The organism is Pseudoalteromonas phenolica (assembly GCF_001444405.1).
Classification (GTDB): Bacteria; Pseudomonadota; Gammaproteobacteria; order Enterobacterales; family Alteromonadaceae; genus Pseudoalteromonas; species Pseudoalteromonas phenolica.
In genome coordinates, this window is record NZ_CP013187.1 from 3560901 (window position 1) to 3577510 (window position 16610).

Genomic DNA, 16610 nt, shown 5'->3' on the forward strand with positions numbered 1-16610 from the left:
TAATTCTATCGCAAAGCCTAGTGAGTCTCTAGAACTCATTTGATCTAGAAAGGTGCCGAAACTAAACCGAATTTGCTACTATGTCGTAACTTAATTAATGGCCTCCATATCAGGTAATCAATCATGATCAACCCAGCTAAAATTGAAGAGATCGCCAAGCAGATTTCTAGCAACATGCCACAGGGTGTAAAAACTCTGGCAGAGACTTTCGAGTCAAAAACCAAACAAGCTATCCAGAATAAGTTAACTGAGATGGATTTTGTTAGCCGTGAAGAGTTTGATATTCAATCACAAGTGCTGATCAGAACTCGCGAAAAGCTGATGCAATTAGAAGAAAAAGTTGCCCAACTTGAGGCGAGACTTGCTGAGCAAGATCCAGCTGATAAGGCGGAATAAGCTAATTCTATTAGTAAAAAGGAGCCAAGCGGCTCCTTTTTACTTTCATATACTTACTTGAGATAACGCTCGGCGATATGTTCTACCGCCTGGCGATGCATTTGGTCCACTTCACTGCCATGGCAAGTTTGCGAGTTGAGCGCTTTCAGCAAGCCATCTTCTAAACCATATACCCACCCGTGTACAGTGAGTTCTTGCTGTCTATACCAAGCGTCTTGCACCACATTGGTTAAACACACATTGCGCACTTGCTCAATAACATTTAGCTCACACAGGGCCGAACAACGTTGTTGCTCAGCAACACTCGACAACAACCCTTGATGCTTTTCTTTTACATCGGCAACGTGCCTTAACCAATTATCAATCAAGCCTAATCGCGCTTCATCTAATACAGCTTGAACGCCACCACATCCATAGTGACCAACGACCATAATGTGCTTCACTTTTAACACTTCAACAGCGTATTGCATCACCGACAAACAATTATGATCGGTATGAACCACCACGTTCGCGACGTTGCGATGCACAAATAGCTCACCCGGCATTAAATCAACAATTTCGTTCGCTGGCACCCGAGAATCAGAGCAGCCAATCCACAGATATTCAGGTTTTTGCTGCGCAGCGAGTTTGCTAAAAAATTCAGGGTGCTTTGCTTGTGTGCGCTCTGCCCAAGCTTGGTTATTTTGCAATAAATGGTCGAGTTCACACATAATTTAGCCTTAGTTTGTTATTTTATTTGCCTGAATGAGTATATTGCGCGGCGTTAGAGACTTTTCACAAAACTCACTGAGTTGCACATCATAGCCCGCCTGTTGCAAATACAATGCTCTATCTAGTACCAACCACAATTCAATGGCTCGCCTGAATATATGCCTGACTAATTCAATGCGGTCGGTGATTCTCTTTCTTTGCTCACCTAAGCGCAGATAATGCTGATAGTCACATGACTCAGGTAACTCTACCTGCTTTTGCTTCGCCGCCCATTGACAGAAATCAGCAAATTCACCAGAAAATATTTGTTTATTGATAGAAGGCACACTGACATAACGTTCTACGCCCGTCACTTCTCGACGCAACGCATCAAAGCCTAAGCGCCAAGTAACCTCTGTTTGCCTAACCTTAGTCACTCTGCTCGGCGCCGTAACGGTTTCTTGCAGCGCTAATTTCATATCACTGTGGGTTAATTGCAGTGCGCTTTGTTTACCCTCTTTACTCATGGCCTCATAAGTCGGCTCGGTAAACAAGTGATAACAGCAAGGCGATAAACTGATTTTATCGCACTCTGCTTTGATGGCCTGCTGCATAAAGACTTGATGCAAACGACCACAGGCATGGAGAGCCACAGCATGTTGTTGCTGAGTAAAACAATCATCGGTGTTATCTTGTAACACATCCGCACAGCGAAAGTGCATGTTTAAGCCCTGCTGTTTTGCACTATGCTGCCCTTGCTCACACAAATTGGCTTGTAATTCGACACTTTGCACATATTGTGCACCTTGGTGTGCCAAGATACGACCTAAGTGCCCTTTACCTGCACACCACTCTAATACTGGCTGCTCGCCATTATCGAGGTGTGAGACGAAATCTTGTAGCTGTAGTAATTTACGACCTTTAATGCCGTTGCTGAGCCAAAAAGGCAAATCGGCTCTTTGCTGTTCGCTATAAGGTAGGGAAGTCAACTGTGATAACTCTTCGACAGCAGGAATAAAATCAGCAAACACTTCATATAGACGGGTTTGATCTGCGTCTAGCTCTCGTACCTGCTCGTCACCGAGCTCATTTAGAAAGCGTGTTAACTGTTCGTCGCTCCAAGGAAATTCACCGTAATCAAAAGCAACGCACTGCCAATAGGCGCGTGTTTGCTGCAAGCAATGATCTAACTGAATAAATAATGACGATAACGGCACAGCATTTCCCCGATACGAAAAATGGCTATTCTACCTCGTTTTCATTTTCTTGTGCTGACTCATTCAGCTTGTAACGGCGCTTTTTAGTGAATATAAGGTGTAAGTAGAGAGGAATACTGAACAAGGTGACCGCACAAGCCGCGATCAACATCCACGACCAAGGAAAAAGTGGCTCAGACTGTTTTAACTCATAAATAAAGCGCTCTCTAACAGCATCATATTGCGCCATATCTAAGCCATAAATCTGCCCAATCCATCGCCAGTGAAGGTCTGACATATTACCTATGGTCACACCAGGAGGAGAGATATAAGGGCGGAGCTTCTCAGCTTCATAAGAAATTTGTTCTTTAATTTTATGCGTCGCATATTTTTGATGAGTTATGTCGATACTCTCTTGTAAATGCAGCATGGCATAACGCCAGCCTTGTAGGCTTGCCTGCTTAAATTTTTCAACTAACTCTGGGCGATGCTGTAGGACGTTTTCGCTGGTAAACAAAATATCAGCATACAAATTAAGCCCATACTTTTTTGGACAAATTTGTCGAATAGCAACACCTTGTTGCTTCATCTCAAAGGGTTCATTAGAGGTATAAACTTGCAGGGCATCGAACTTACCTGCCTTAAAATCAGCGATTGGCTCAAAGCCTGCGTATAAAGAAATATCATCTTTACTGACCCCTGCCTGCTCTAACATCAGCATCAGCTCTGCCACACCCAAATGACTAACACGCTTGCCTCTGAAATCGGCGGGGTTATATATATCACTGTCGGCTTTGACCATCCAACAGTAAGGAGAAGATTGTAGCATCGCTGCGATTGCCACCAGTGGCTTACCTTGAAGACGTTCCGCTAAAATGCCTGAGTGAGTCACACCAAAATGCGCCTGACCTGAAAGCACTTTAAAGTGAGTGTCGGGATCTTCAATATCGGCCGGAATTATCGTGACATCTAATCCAGCACGCTCATAAAAGCCTTTTTCCACCGCCATATAGTAACCAGCAAACTGAAATTGATGAGTCCACTTTAATTGCAGCACCACCGACTCTAAAGCAATGGCTGAGGGGAGAAAAAATAACAGTAAGCTTATCAAGCTAAACCGTTTGAGCATGAAAGTCCCTTGTTCTTCTAATTAATTAGGCATGACTAAACTATAGAAAAACAAGGGTGATTTGCAAGCACTAAGCGCTTAACTTGCTTGCTGCTTTTCAAGCTCTTGGTTCCGTAAATACTGAGCAAAACACGGGTTGTTAGTCTCGTCCCAATACTTATACCCTAACTTAGCAAGATGCAGGTTAAATAAACTACGTTGCTCTGGCGCAATATCAAACGCAGCAAGCACATTCCCCTCTGCCGCACCGTGGTTGCGATAATGGAATAAAGTGATATTCCACTCACTACCCAGCGTTTCTAAGAAACGTGCCAATGCTCCTGGATATTCAGGGAACTCAAATCGGAAAAGGTGCTCATTCAATGGCACTGGCGGTTTGCCCCCCACCATATAACGAATATGCAATTTTGCTAGTTCGTTATCTGAAAGGTCTTCAAAGCCATAACCATTGGTTTGCAGTACTGACTTAACCTCATCTAACTCTGGCTGCCCACCACGCAAGCCAACACCTACAAAGATTTGTGCGTCCCCTTCACCAGCATAACGGTAATTGAACTCAGTGATGGCTCTGCCCCCTAAAGCATGACAAAAGCGCTTGAAGCTGCCTTTTTCTTCTTTAATCGTGACACCAAAAAGTGCCTCACTTTTTGCACCCAACGCGGTACGCTCAGCAATATAGCGTAAGCGATCGAAATTTAAGTTAGCACCCGACAGTACTGCAGCGAGTTTTAGCCCAGTCTGACCACATTGTTTGCTCCACTTAGTTAAGCCCGCAGTCGCCAATGCACCTGACGGCTCGGCGATAGCGCGTGTGGCAACAAAGATATCTTGCACCGCAGCACAGATTTCGTCTGAGCTCACTGTCACGACTTCATCACAGAACTTTTGCGCTAAACGAAAGGTTTCTTTGCCTATGATCTTTACCGCAACACCGTCTGCAAAGCTGCCAACTTGATCAAGCTCAACTGGCTCACCCGCTTTCAGCGCCGCATCTAAACAGGCACTTTCTGCTGACTCAACACCAATGACTTTAATGTCTAGTCGAAGAGACTTAATATAAATCGCCATTCCCGCAAGCAAACCACCACCGCCAACAGGGATAAATACTGCATCGAGGTTGTGTAATTGTTGCATTAATTCACGAGCAACTGTGCCTTGTCCGATGATCACATCTGGGTCGTCAAACGGCGGCACAAATACCGCGCCTTGCTGCTCAGTCAGTGCATAGGCGTGTGCTTGTGCGGCATCAAAATTATGACCATGTAATACTACTTCGCCGCCAAGGTTACGTACTGAGTTTACCTTGATATCAGGCGTTGTGACGGGCATCACTATGGTCGCTTGGTGACCTAAATGCGCCGCGCTCAATGCCACACCTTGGGCGTGATTTCCTGCTGATGCGGTGACCACTTTACTGCCCTTAGGCAATTGGCGAAGCTTATTGTAAGCACCACGTAACTTAAATGAATAAACAGGTTGTTGATCTTCGCGTTTTAAAAACACCTGCTGGTTAAGTTGCTTGCTAAGCGAGGTCAGCTCGCTGACCTCTGTGACTTTCGCAAGCGGAGCCATATCCGCTTGGATGATGGCCCGAAAGTAATCGAGCTCTTGTGCCACCATGACTAACTTAACTCCTCGAGTTTCGCTAAATCACGCACCGCACCTTTATCGGCACTGGTTGCTAATAAAGCATAGGCTTTCAATGCTGGCGACACTACGCGCTGTCTATCTAATGGCTTATAAGCGTCTTTGCCACGGGCATCTTGCTTTTCACGACGCGCAGCCATTTCAGCATCGTCAATTAATAGATGGATGCCCCGATTCGGAATATCGATGTGAATGCGGTCACCATTCTCAACCAGCGCGAGTGCCCCCCCACTGGCCGCTTCTGGCGAAGCGTGACCGATAGATAAACCAGAAGTACCACCCGAGAAACGGCCGTCCGTTAGCAGTGCACAATCTTTATCTAGGCCCATCGACTTTAAATAACTGGTCGGATAAAGCATCTCTTGCATGCCCGGGCCACCTTTTGGCCCTTCGTAGCGAATGATAACCACATCGCCTTTTTTCACTTTACCATTTAAGATGCCATCAACTGCGTCGTCTTGTGATTCAAACACCACGGCAGGACCCGTGAAATCAAGCATTTCGTCAACTACACCGGCACTTTTTACAATACAACCATCTGGGGTCAGGTTACCTGAAAGTACCGCTAACCCGCCATCTTGACGGAAAGCATGTTCAACACTGCGCACACAGCCATTTTCACGGTCAATATCAAGAGTATCCCAACGATACTCCTGGCTCATTGCCTGTGTAGTACGAATACCCGCAGGACCTGCACGATAGAAGGTTTGCGCACGTTCGTTATTGCTATCCGTTGCGTCCCAACGCTTAATCACGTCGCCCAATGACCCGCCCGCTACATGGCCTACTGACAAGTCTAACTTTTCAGCTTTGGCGAGCTCATTCAGGATACCCATGATGCCACCAGCACGGTGCACATCTTCAATATGATATTGCTGAGTCGCAGGCGCAACTTTACATAAGAAAGGCGTAGTACGTGATAGACGGTCAATATCACTCATATCAAAATCAACCTCACCTTCTCGCGCCGCTGCTATCAGGTGTAAAACCGTATTCGAAGAGCCACCCATAGCGATATCTAAGGTCATGGCATTGGTAAACGCCGCTTGGTTAGCAATATTGCGAGGTAATACCGCATCGTTGTCGTTGCGATAGTACTCGTCACATAAGGCAACAATGCGTTTAGCTGCGCCCATATAAAGTTGATGACGGTCTTTATGGGTTGCCAAGGTCGTGCCATTGCCCGGCAATGCTAACCCTAGCGCTTCCATTAAACAGTTCATCGAATTCGCAGTGAACATGCCTGAGCACGAACCACATGTAGGACAAGCCGAGCGCTCGACTTTTTCTGAGTCCTCATCGCTCACCGATGGATCAGCACCTTTAACCATCGCATCAACCAAATCGAGCTTGATATCAATGTCGGCTAAACGGGTTTTACCTGCTTCCATTGGGCCACCAGAAACAAAGATCACCGGAATATTTAAACGCAGTGCCGCGAGTAACATCCCCGGGGTGATCTTGTCACAATTGGAAATACATACCATGGCATCGGCACAGTGGGCATTCACCATGTACTCAACTGAATCTGCAATCAGATCACGTGATGGTAGTGAGTACAACATACCACCGTGACCCATAGCGATACCATCGTCGATCGCAATGGTATTAAACTCTCTTGGTACACCGCCTGCTTCGCGAATGGCATCTGCCATTAATTCACTAAGCTGATTGAGATGCACATGGCCTGGTACAAACTGCGTATAAGAGTTCACAACCGCAATAATTGGTTTTTCAAAATCACTGTCAGTCATACCCGTTGCGCGCCAAAGTGCGCGAGCACCTGCACGTTGTCTACCTTCAGTGGTGGTCTTACTACGTAGTTTAGCCATGGTTTAGCCCTCAATAATATGCGGCAGCTTCTGGTTGTTTGCCGACTTTCCTCATTCCCAAAATTCAATACGATGGCTGCAATTAAGGCCGCAGCCACACCTCAAACGCTTAACAGCGTCTTAGTCGATATAAGTTAACCAACCGTTTTCGTCTTCACTTTGACCTTTCACTAAATCAAAGTAAGCAGTTTGTAATAGCTCAGTGATCTCGCCACGTTTACCTGTGCCAATTTCAATCTGGTCTACACTGCGAACCGGTGTCACTTCTGCAGCAGTCCCTGTCATGAAGAATTCGTCAGCTAGATAAAGTGCTTCACGTGCAATAGGTTCTTCTCGAACTTCTAAACCGGCTTTGCGAGCGAGGTACATCATAGTGTCACGAGTTAGACCCGGTAGAATTGCTGCGGTAGTAGGAGGCGTGAATAACACACCGTTTTTAATCACGAATAAGTTCTCACCAGCACCTTCACTTAGGTAACCGTTCACATCTAGTGCAATACCTTCAACATAACCATTACGCTTTGCTTCACCTGAGATAAGTTGTGAAGATAAATAGTTACCACCAGCTTTAGCCGCGGTCGGCATGGTGTTTGGTGCTAAACGATTCCAAGAAGAAATACAAGCATCAACACCTGCCTCTAATGCACCATCGCCTAAGTAAGTGCCCCATTCCATCGCGGCAACGGCAACATCGGCTTTGTGTGATTTAGGATTTACACCCAAACCCACATTGCCTAAGAATGCGAATGGACGTAAGTAGGCATTCTTTAAACCATTCTCACGTACCGCCGCTTTACACGCTTCATTAATTTCATCTGCAGTAAAAGGCACTTGCATACGATAAATTTTTGCAGAGTCAAATAAGCGCTTAGTATGATCTTGTAAACGGAAAATCGCCGGACCTTTTGGTGTGTCATAGGCACGCACACCCTCAAATACTGAACTACCATAGTGAAGCGCATGGCTTAATACGTGTGTCGTCGCTTGCTCAGACGGCACCATTTCACCATTGAACCAGATCAGGTCAGATTTATTACTCATGTTTATTACCTTGTATTAATTATTCTTTTCTTTCGCTCTTAATATAGAACGATTATCCAATAGCCTGTTGCTGCATTGGTTGCAGCTCAACCTGTTTTACCTCAACCAGCTTACTCAGTTGCGAGGTTAATAGATAGATGGGTTTGTCACTGTCCACGGTCATTTTGACTTGAAACAATTCATCCTGTCCTTCCAGAGCGAGATCTAACAATTGGAATCCACGGTGACGGACTACACGCAAGAAACGTTCAATTGCGACACTTTGTTGTTTAACAGCAATATTAAGTTGGTGTTTCATTATGCATTCTCCGTCATCATTTCATCATTTGCGGCACCCGGTGGAACCAGCGGCCATACGTTTTCTTTATCATCGATACAAGCGTGTAAGATATAAGGCCCTTCAGATGCAACTAGCGCATCGACAGCCGCATCTACTTCGCTTGCATGAGTAATAGTTTGTCCCGGAATACCAAAAACAGCAGCGAGCTGCACAAAGTCAGGGTTATCCGATAAGTTCGTTTCACTGTAACGCCCTTCAAAAAACAACTGTTGCCACTGCCTTACCATACCGAGTCTTTGGTTATCTAATATTAAGATCTTTACAGGAAGATTATTTCTGCGAATGGTGGCCAATTCTTGGATGTTCATCATGATTGACCCATCACCAGAGACGGTGATCACCATGTCATCAGGACGTGCGATTTGTGCACCGATTGCCGCGGGCAAACCAAAGCCCATGGTACCTGCACCGCCACTACTTAAATGGTTGTGTGGGCTGGTGAATTTCATATGCTGCGCTACCCACATTTGGTGCTGGCCCACATCACAACACACCACGCCAGTATTCGGCATACGCTTACTGAGTTCATTTAATAGATAAGGCGCAAAGACTTTTTCGCCAGGGTAGTCATAACGCCAAGCATGCGTTTTTTTCATTTCCAAAGTATGTGCTAACCAGTGTGCATCTGTCACAAAGCACGCTAGATGAGGAATGGTGGCTTTAAGGTCGCCAATCATAGATGCCGCAGCAGGCTTACGCTTACCAACTTCTGCAGGGTCGATATCAAGATGAATCACTTTCGCCTTCGAGGCAAACTTAGCCAAGTTACCTGTTACGCGGTCGTCAAAACGCGCACCGATACAGACTAAAACATCACATTCTTGTACTGCTAGGTTGGCAGCTTGACCACCATGCATACCTAACATGCCTAAATCATATTCATAGTCAGGTAAAACACTGCCTAGCGCTTTTAATGTTGAAACAGCCGGCATGTGCGTTTTATTTAAAAATTGCATCAGCTCAGCTTGCGCGTTCGCGTTGTGCACACCCCCCCCCACATAAGCCACCGGCTTTTTCGCTTGTGCTAGCAGTTGCTCCGCTTTGACAACTTCGCCCATGTCGAGCTCGGGCGCTTCTTCTTCAAGTGCAAGCCAAGGGTGAAATGGTACCTGTGCCAGCTGAATGTCTTTTGGAATATCAACCAAAACAGGGCCAGGACGACCTGATAATGCTAAATGCATGGCTTCTTGCAATACCTCAGCTAAGTCTTCAGCGCGCTCAACCATGTAACTGTGCTTAGTGCACGAGAGCGACATGCCTAATACGTCTACCTCTTGAAATGCGTCAGAGCCAATAGCCGCCGTAGGTACTTGCCCTGTAATGGCCAAAACAGGCACTGAGTCCATCATGGCATCAGCAAGTGAGGTGATTAAGTTAGTTGCACCTGGGCCAGACGTAGCAAAACACACACCTAGTTTGCCTGTACTGCGGGCATACCCTACTGCCGCAAATCCCGCACCTTGCTCATGACGAGTTAGGTAATGTTTGACAGGCGCGCCATACAACGCATCGTAGATTGGCATGATTGCCCCACCAGGGTAACCAAATACCTCTTTAACGCCATGTTTGGCTAGTAAATCTATTAGTAACTCTGCGCCTGTCATCTTCGTTCCTCATTCCCAATCTGACTGCTTTATTCGACCCTAAAACGAAAAAGCCCCCCGAACTTTTCAGTGCGGGGGGCTTTTTGCTTAATACTTTTCTTTCAGCACTAACCAGCCCCCGCGGTAATAATAATCACCACGTTGATAATCACGACTAGTAGAGAATGTGCTGTTTTGAGCATTTAAAAATCACCTGAATTATTTACCGCAACGGTATACAATATTCATCACGTTGCGTTCTTTTTCTATTAGTACCGCGTGTAGCCTATTAAGTCAACAGCAAACCCTATGTTATTTTCATAATAAAAAAACCATAAAAAGAAATTAAAATTCAACAAATGACAAATTAAGAAATAAATATCCAATAATTTTGTAATAATCTCTTTTTATCTAGTGCTTACAATAATTAACAACACATTTTTTGTTTATTCAAAAAATCACCAAATCTCCCTTTTTTATACAAACTTGTTATTATGTTGGGGAATTTTTTTACAAGGGAATACTATGTTCAGCACTGTAAACCGCGTTTTTCTTACGCTGCTTTTAGCTTTTTTAATTGGCTTTTCTAGTCACTCCGCCGCACTTTCTCCGGCCCTGTTCAAGGTCGAAAAATCAGGTGTCACATCTTACTTATTTGGTACGGTTCATGTTGGCGATGAAAGCATGGATGGTTTACCAAAGAAAATCACTCAAGCGATTGAGCAAACTGATGAAGTCATCGTCGAAGTAAACATTGAGGCTCTCAATGCATTTGAAATACAGAAACGCTCCATTCCTTTTATGACTTTACCGCAAGGTAGAACGTTAAAAGATGAAATAAGCGCCGAGCATTTCGAAGCATTAAAGCAATACTTTGCAGCAAAACAGATCAATATCGCGTTGTTTGACAACCTAGCACCTTGGGCTGTGATGGTCACTATGATGCAGATTGAATATCAAAATCTTGGATATGTGGAAAACTATGGTATCGACAAACAAGTTATTGCCCATGCTAAAAAGCATAATAAGCCTATCGGCGAGTTAGAAACTTTAGAGCAACAACTTGAAATGCTGAGTTCGCTAGGCGTAAAAAGCGACTTGATGATAAGCACTACGCTTGAGCAATTAAAAGACGTTGAGCAGTACTTTCTAGATTTGGTTAATGCCTGGAAAAAAGGCGATATGGACACCTTAAACAAGTATTACCAACTTAGCTTTGATGATTCTGACTATGGTAAGTTCAGTGAAGAAGTAATGCTGACTCAGCGTAATAATAATTGGGTTGAACAATTAGCACCAAGATTAACAAAAGAGTCATTATTTATTGCCGTGGGTGCCCTACACTTACCTGAACAGCATGGCTTAATCACTCAATTAAAAGCACAAGGCTTTAATGTAACTCGTTTATAAATCAGCTAGTTAAAAAGCTACAGCTAAGGCAACGGCGCTTCTTCTCGCTATTGCCTTAAAGTTTTTTTTAATTCTTTTAAACCTTTTTCAACCCACCTGTCGTCTAACTTATTAAACAACATCAATCAGGGTGACGACGATGAAAAAATTATTATTAGCTGCTTTAACCACTGCTGTTATTTCTGCGCCAGTTTGGGCCGAAGATACTAGAACCATTGAGCAATCATTTAATCTTGAAAACAGCACAGAATTAGAAATTGATTTTCCAGTCGGCAGCCTAGAATTGACGAGCTACGATGGAGACCAAATTCAAGTCACCATTCGTTTAGAGCCAAAAGATAATGATGGCTGGTTTACTGATAAAGTCGATTTAAGCGCAGTCCAACTAAAATCTTCACGTCAACGCCAAGAGTTATCACTGTCTATTGATGATGATAATTTAGAGCAAACTTGGGAGGTCAAAGTGCCTAAAAGTATGCGTCTAGATGTTGAGGTGGGAGTCGGTAAAATTGAAATACAAGCACTTGAAAATACAGCGGATGTTGAAGTAGGCGTGGGTAAAGTGCGTATCGACACTGCCATTGATGACTTCAAACAAGTTAACCTTGAATCCGGTGTTGGCAAAACGAGTTTATCTGGTTTTGCGGGCAAAGCTCAGTCTCATAAGAAAATGGTCAGTTCACAGACTGAATACTTCGGCTCTGGCCAATACAGCTTAGAAGTTGAAGTGGGTGTAGGCAATATCAAAGTGCGCCACTAAGCCACGACTCTTAAATTAACAAACTCCCTTTGCCCGGTCTTGCACCGGGCTTTTTGATCTCTTTTACATCCTTGTTTATAACCTCAGGTTTTAAAGAGATGATTTTTTAATCCCCTTTGCTTGACACCTAGACGGCTAAAATGTTTCAATGCCGCCTCACCCTATTTGAGCGCAGTGGAGCATTGTCTCGGCTGCCAGGGCTGGAAGAGGTGCGTTATTCAGGTAGCGCGGTTGAGGAGAGCAAACTCCATTGATGCCGTAGCGAGGGGAATTAACGCCGAGAAGCAAGCGTATTTGCTAGACGTTTACTTCGGGCGACTGGGCTGAATCCCAGCGACTGTCACCAATTGCGCAAGGCGCAAGAATTTTGGTGGAGAGCTTCTGGTCTTAGAATAAATAAGGCCAGTTTGCCTTATCTTTTTTAAGTCCATTGCTCTTCGAATTTTAATTGTTCGAAGTATGGACACCCTCCTTACTCCGAACATGCTATAAGTTCGGTAGAGATGAAATCACAATACGATTTATCCAACTATCCTTTATGGACAGCTTTGGTGACGCCTTTTGACGCGCAAGACCAAGTTGACTTTGACACACTCACAACACTCGTTCGTCAGCAAGAACAAGCTGGCAATGGCATATTATTGCTTGGTAGCACAGGTGAAGGCTTAGCCCTTACCCTGCCTGAACAACAAGCGATTGTTGAATTTGTTTGTAACTTGGCCCCTAACGTCCCCCTTATGGTCGCGGTAGGTGGTATCAATTTGCAAGAACAATTAGCTTGGGTTGAGTTTTGTAATCAGCACCCGATTCACGCTTATCTACTAGGTTCACCGCTTTACGCCAAACCGGGCGTAATTGGTCAGACTCAGTGGTTTGATGCACTGCTAAGCGCCACAGACTTGCCTTGTATGCTTTACAACGTACCGGGTCGCAGTGCCGTCGAAGTGTCACCACAAGTGCTAAAAAACCTATCACATCACGATAACTTATGGGCGCTAAAAGAAGCCAGCGGTGACATCAGTAAATTTGAGCAATTCCGTGAAGCCGCGCCTGAGCTGGCTATTTATAGCGGCGACGATGGGTTGATCCCCTACTTTGCACAAGCAGGCGCTAAAGGCTTAGTCTCTGTTGCAGCCAATGCGTGGCCAGAGCAAACCGCTGAGTTTGTGCGTCGCGCTTTAGCGGGTACTTATCCGAACTTATTCACCACCTGGACGCAAGCCGTGAATAGCTTGTTTAGTGTCGCCAACCCAATTCCTGTCAAAGTGCTCATGCACCAGCAGGGAACTTTGGCCACACCGAATCTTCGTCCTCCTCTTACGCACCTAGAACTGCAATGTAATGCAGCGATTGAGCGTGCAAACGACACAATTTTATCTTGGAATTAAGGCAGTAAAACATGAGCTGGTTAGAACTATTAAACAATTTAGAAAACGGTAGCGTACGTGCGGCAACTCAAGACGAGCAAGGCAACTGGCACGCAAACGTAGAAGTAAAACAAGGCATTTTAGAAGCATTTAGAAACGGCACAAACGTTGAGTTCCCAGGTGGTTTTGTTGATAAAGACAACCTAGCACCACAAGGTTTCAATGCAGAGCAAAACGTACGTATGGTTCCAGGTGGCTCAAGTGTGCGTCGCGGCGCCTATGTGGCATCTGGCACAATCATTATGCCACCAGCCTATGTAAACATCGGTGCATTCATCGATGAAGGTACTATGGTAGACAGCCATGCGCTAGTTGGCTCATGTGCACAAGTAGGTAAAAACGTGCACCTAAGTGCTGCTGTGCAACTAGGCGGTGTATTAGAGCCTGTTGGCGCAAGCCCAGTTGTAATCGAAGACGATGCGTTCATCGGTGCTGGCTGTGTGATCGTTGAAGGTGTAGTTGTTAAGAAAGGGGCTGTACTTGCACCAGGTGTCCGTTTATCTGCAACCATTCCTGTCTATGACTGTGTGAACGAGCGCATATTAGATAAAGGCGAACCAATTCCTGAGAATGCGATTGTTATTCCGGGTTCTCGTCCATCTTCAAGTGCATGGGGCCGCGAGCAGGGCTTAAGTATGTCATGTGCTTTAATTGTTAAATACCGCGATGAGCAAAGCGATGCATCTTTAATCCTTGAAGAGGTATTACGCTAATGAGCTTTTTGAGCACACCGCTACGTCAGCATATCACTGCGATCAGTGAGCAGAACGACACACCGTTTTTTGTCTATGACCTAGATGCGTTATACGCGCATTTAAAACCACTGACAGAGCAATTTGTGGTGAAGTTATGGTATGCCGTTAAAGCCAATCCACTTTCTAAGGTGATCCAAACTTTAGATAAAGCGGGCTTTGACTTTGACGTAGCAAGCAGTGGCGAACTTGACCAAGTATTGCGTCAAGGCGTGGCTGCTAACCGTGTGCTCAACACCGGACCTGCTAAATCTAAAAAGCAGATCCAACACTTTTTGTCACAAGGTGTACGCACCTTTGTGGCAGAAAGCTTAAATCAAGTGGCTTGGTTAAACCAAGCTGCGACAGAACATCAAGTGCAGTTGCGCATTCTACTGCGTGTACAATTGCGCTGGCCCGATGGCGAAAAGAACCCACTTGGTGGTGACAGCTTAACGCCATTTGGTTTAGGGCTTGAAGAGTGGCAACAGCTGAGAATTCAAGACTACCCTGCGCTTAATTTTGTTGGCCTGCATATTTTCCAATGGGGCAATATGCTCAGCACCGAAAAATTGGCTGAGCTATGGTCACAAATGATCACGCCACTGACCAATTTAGCTGAGCAACTTGGCTTTACATGCCAAATCTTAGATTTAGGCGGCGGGTTAGGTATTCCTTACACAACCGATGCTGATCGCCTCGCTTGGCCTAAATTAGTCGATGCACTGGCAACCATTAAAGCCGCGGCAGGGGTCGAAGAACTGTGGATGGAGCTTGGCCGTTATGCGGTAGGTGAAATCGGCCATTATGTAAATCCTGTTGTTGAGCAAAAACTTAACTATGGTGAGCACCAACTGATTGTCGCAGGTGGTATTAATCACGTATTACGCCCTGCTGTGACAAACCAAGCTTTTCCGGGTGAATTATTACGCCAATCTAGTGCACCGTCACAAGATTTCCTAGTACATGGCCCGCTTTGTACTGCGCTAGACAGTTTAGGTAAGCACTCACTACCTGAAGATATTAATGAGCACGACTGGGTGGTATTCAGTCAATGTGGTGCTTACGGGTATACCGAAAGTATGCCGTTCTTTTTATGTCATGAATTGCCTGCTGAATACGTGATTGAGCAAGGCCAAGTTGTCTGCGTGCGTAAGAGCCAAAACGCCGCAAGTTATTTAGTGTAGGTGATCCCATGAATACAATTACCCAAGAACATATTCAAGTTGGCGAAATTGCCAATGGCTTACCTTTAACCATTCCTGTGTATCGTTTACAAGGCAATGGCAGCGGTCCTAAAGTGTATATTCAAGCCAATATGCATGGCGCAGAAGTACAAGGTAATGCAGTTATTTACCAATTACTTGAGCAGCTAAAAACACAAACACTGGCTTCAGACATCACCTTAGTGCCTTATGCGAATCCGATCGGCTGTAATCAAAAGTCGGGGGAGTTTACTTTAGGTCGTTTTGATCCGATCACCGGCACCAACTGGAACCGCATGTATCACGATCACAGCAAACTGATCGAGTCATTTGTTCACGAACATATAGACGCGCCAGAAGATGAGATCAAAAGTAAATTCCGCGCGCTGCTTGTTGATCAGACCCAAGCGTTTCTAGATCAACCCGCTTATCGCGTGAATACCGGTAAACGGATCGCGGTTACCTTGCAGCGTTTAGCGCATGAAGCTGACATAGTGTTAGATCTTCATACCGGTCCGATCTCGGCAAAACATTTGTACTGTCCTGAATATGCGAAGGCGAGTGCAAGCTACTTTGACATTGAACACGTGCTGTTGATCCCCAATGAATTTGATGGCGCGATGGACGAAGCGACTTTTTGCCCTTGGTGGCAATTAAGCGAAGCCTACAAAGCGCAGGGCCGCAATATTCCAGTGTGGGTTGAAGCTTTCACCGTTGAACTGGGCTCGCAAGAGAAAATCGACTTAACCGAAGCCAAGCTCGATGCCGAAAGTATCCTGAGTTACTTAAATCACAAGCAAGCGTTTATCGGTGCTGAATTTGAACCTAAGCCTATTACTCGTTACGCCTGTATGCTTGATGACTATTTGGCGTTTTACGCGCCTATGGGTGGCATGGTCGAGTACAACGCAGTATTGGGCAGTCATATTAAAGCAGGTGACACCATTGCGAAGATTTTACGCATGGAACAATACTTATCAGAAAAGCCATTGCATGAAATCACGTTAGACACAGATGCCATTACCATTTTGCATTTTGCTTCGGCCAGTGTGAACCAAGGCACAGAACTCTATAAGTTCTTCACAAACTATTTTGAGCTGTAAGGCTTCACCTTATTGCGTGAGAGTAAGCACCTTTTATTGAGTGTCGCTTACTAAGGTATGGCGGCTTTTGCCGCCAGCCTTTTTCAATACCTCTTTATTTCATAAAACACATTGCGCTGT

General features: G+C 45.1%; 15 protein-coding genes and 1 riboswitch. Of the genes, 7 read left to right on the forward strand and 8 right to left on the reverse strand.

The window, feature by feature from the left end:
* Positions 1-123: 123 nt before the first annotated feature.
* Positions 124-396, forward strand: coding sequence for a ubiquinone biosynthesis accessory factor UbiK (gene ubiK / locus PP2015_RS16030; RefSeq protein ID WP_058031258.1), 273 nt, complete (start codon positions 124-126; stop codon positions 394-396).
* A 53-nt stretch (positions 397-449) separates the two neighbouring features.
* Here ubiK and can read toward each other — a convergent pair whose 3' ends face one another.
* The 8 genes from can to ilvG form a co-directional block, all read right to left on the reverse strand.
* Positions 450-1106, reverse strand: coding sequence for a carbonate dehydratase (can, locus tag PP2015_RS16035; protein ID WP_058031259.1), 657 nt, complete (start codon positions 1104-1106; stop codon positions 450-452).
* A 9-nt stretch (positions 1107-1115) separates the two neighbouring features.
* Positions 1116-2303, reverse strand: coding sequence for a methyltransferase (locus PP2015_RS16040; protein ID WP_058031260.1), 1188 nt, complete (start codon positions 2301-2303; stop codon positions 1116-1118).
* 25 nt (positions 2304-2328) lie between these two features.
* On the reverse strand, positions 2329-3411 hold the full coding sequence (locus PP2015_RS16045; protein WP_058031261.1) for an ABC transporter substrate-binding protein: 1083 nt from the start codon (positions 3409-3411) through the stop codon (positions 2329-2331).
* A 78-nt stretch (positions 3412-3489) separates the two neighbouring features.
* A complete protein-coding gene (gene ilvA / locus PP2015_RS16050; protein ID WP_058031262.1) occupies positions 3490-5031 on the reverse strand; it encodes a threonine ammonia-lyase, biosynthetic in 1542 nt (513 codons plus the stop codon).
* Between the two features lie 2 nt (positions 5032-5033).
* On the reverse strand, positions 5034-6890 hold the full coding sequence (gene ilvD, locus PP2015_RS16055) for a dihydroxy-acid dehydratase (RefSeq protein WP_058031263.1): 1857 nt from the start codon (positions 6888-6890) through the stop codon (positions 5034-5036).
* Positions 6891-7010: 120 nt separating this feature from the next.
* On the reverse strand, positions 7011-7931 hold the full coding sequence (locus PP2015_RS16060; RefSeq protein WP_058031264.1) for a branched-chain amino acid transaminase: 921 nt from the start codon (positions 7929-7931) through the stop codon (positions 7011-7013).
* Positions 7932-7983: 52 nt separating this feature from the next.
* Positions 7984-8229, reverse strand: coding sequence for an acetolactate synthase 2 small subunit (gene ilvM, locus PP2015_RS16065; RefSeq protein WP_058031265.1), 246 nt, complete (start codon positions 8227-8229; stop codon positions 7984-7986).
* Positions 8229-9875: an acetolactate synthase 2 catalytic subunit gene (gene ilvG / locus PP2015_RS16070; protein ID WP_058031266.1), complete on the reverse strand. Its 1647-nt coding sequence runs from the start codon at positions 9873-9875 to the stop codon at positions 8229-8231. Before ilvG ends, ilvM begins: the two co-directional genes overlap by 1 nt.
* A 504-nt stretch (positions 9876-10379) precedes the next feature.
* Here ilvG and PP2015_RS16075 point away from each other — a divergent pair.
* The 6 genes from PP2015_RS16075 to PP2015_RS16100 all read left to right on the forward strand — a co-directional run bounded on the left by PP2015_RS16075 (position 10380) and on the right by PP2015_RS16100 (position 16490).
* Positions 10380-11264 carry a TraB/GumN family protein gene (locus PP2015_RS16075; RefSeq protein WP_058031267.1) on the forward strand — a complete coding sequence of 295 codons (885 nt, stop codon included), beginning with the start codon at positions 10380-10382 and terminating at the stop codon, positions 11262-11264.
* 139 nt (positions 11265-11403) lie between these two features.
* Positions 11404-12024, forward strand: coding sequence for a hypothetical protein (locus tag PP2015_RS16080; protein ID WP_058031268.1), 621 nt, complete (start codon positions 11404-11406; stop codon positions 12022-12024).
* A 196-nt stretch (positions 12025-12220) separates the two neighbouring features.
* Positions 12221-12413: riboswitch (Lysine riboswitch) on the forward strand.
* Positions 12414-12527: 114 nt separating this feature from the next.
* A complete protein-coding gene (gene dapA / locus PP2015_RS16085) occupies positions 12528-13412 on the forward strand; it encodes a 4-hydroxy-tetrahydrodipicolinate synthase (protein ID WP_058031269.1) in 885 nt (294 codons plus the stop codon).
* An 11-nt stretch (positions 13413-13423) separates the two neighbouring features.
* Positions 13424-14164: a 2,3,4,5-tetrahydropyridine-2,6-dicarboxylate N-succinyltransferase gene (locus PP2015_RS16090; RefSeq protein WP_058031270.1), complete on the forward strand. Its 741-nt coding sequence runs from the start codon at positions 13424-13426 to the stop codon at positions 14162-14164.
* Positions 14164-15369 carry a PLP-dependent decarboxylase gene (locus PP2015_RS16095; RefSeq protein ID WP_058031271.1) on the forward strand — a complete coding sequence of 402 codons (1206 nt, stop codon included), beginning with the start codon at positions 14164-14166 and terminating at the stop codon, positions 15367-15369. Before PP2015_RS16090 ends, PP2015_RS16095 begins: the two co-directional genes overlap by 1 nt.
* An 8-nt stretch (positions 15370-15377) precedes the next feature.
* Complete coding sequence (locus PP2015_RS16100; protein WP_058031272.1) at positions 15378-16490, forward strand: succinylglutamate desuccinylase/aspartoacylase family protein; 1113 nt, start codon at positions 15378-15380, stop codon at positions 16488-16490.
* Positions 16491-16610: the final 120 nt, after the last annotated feature.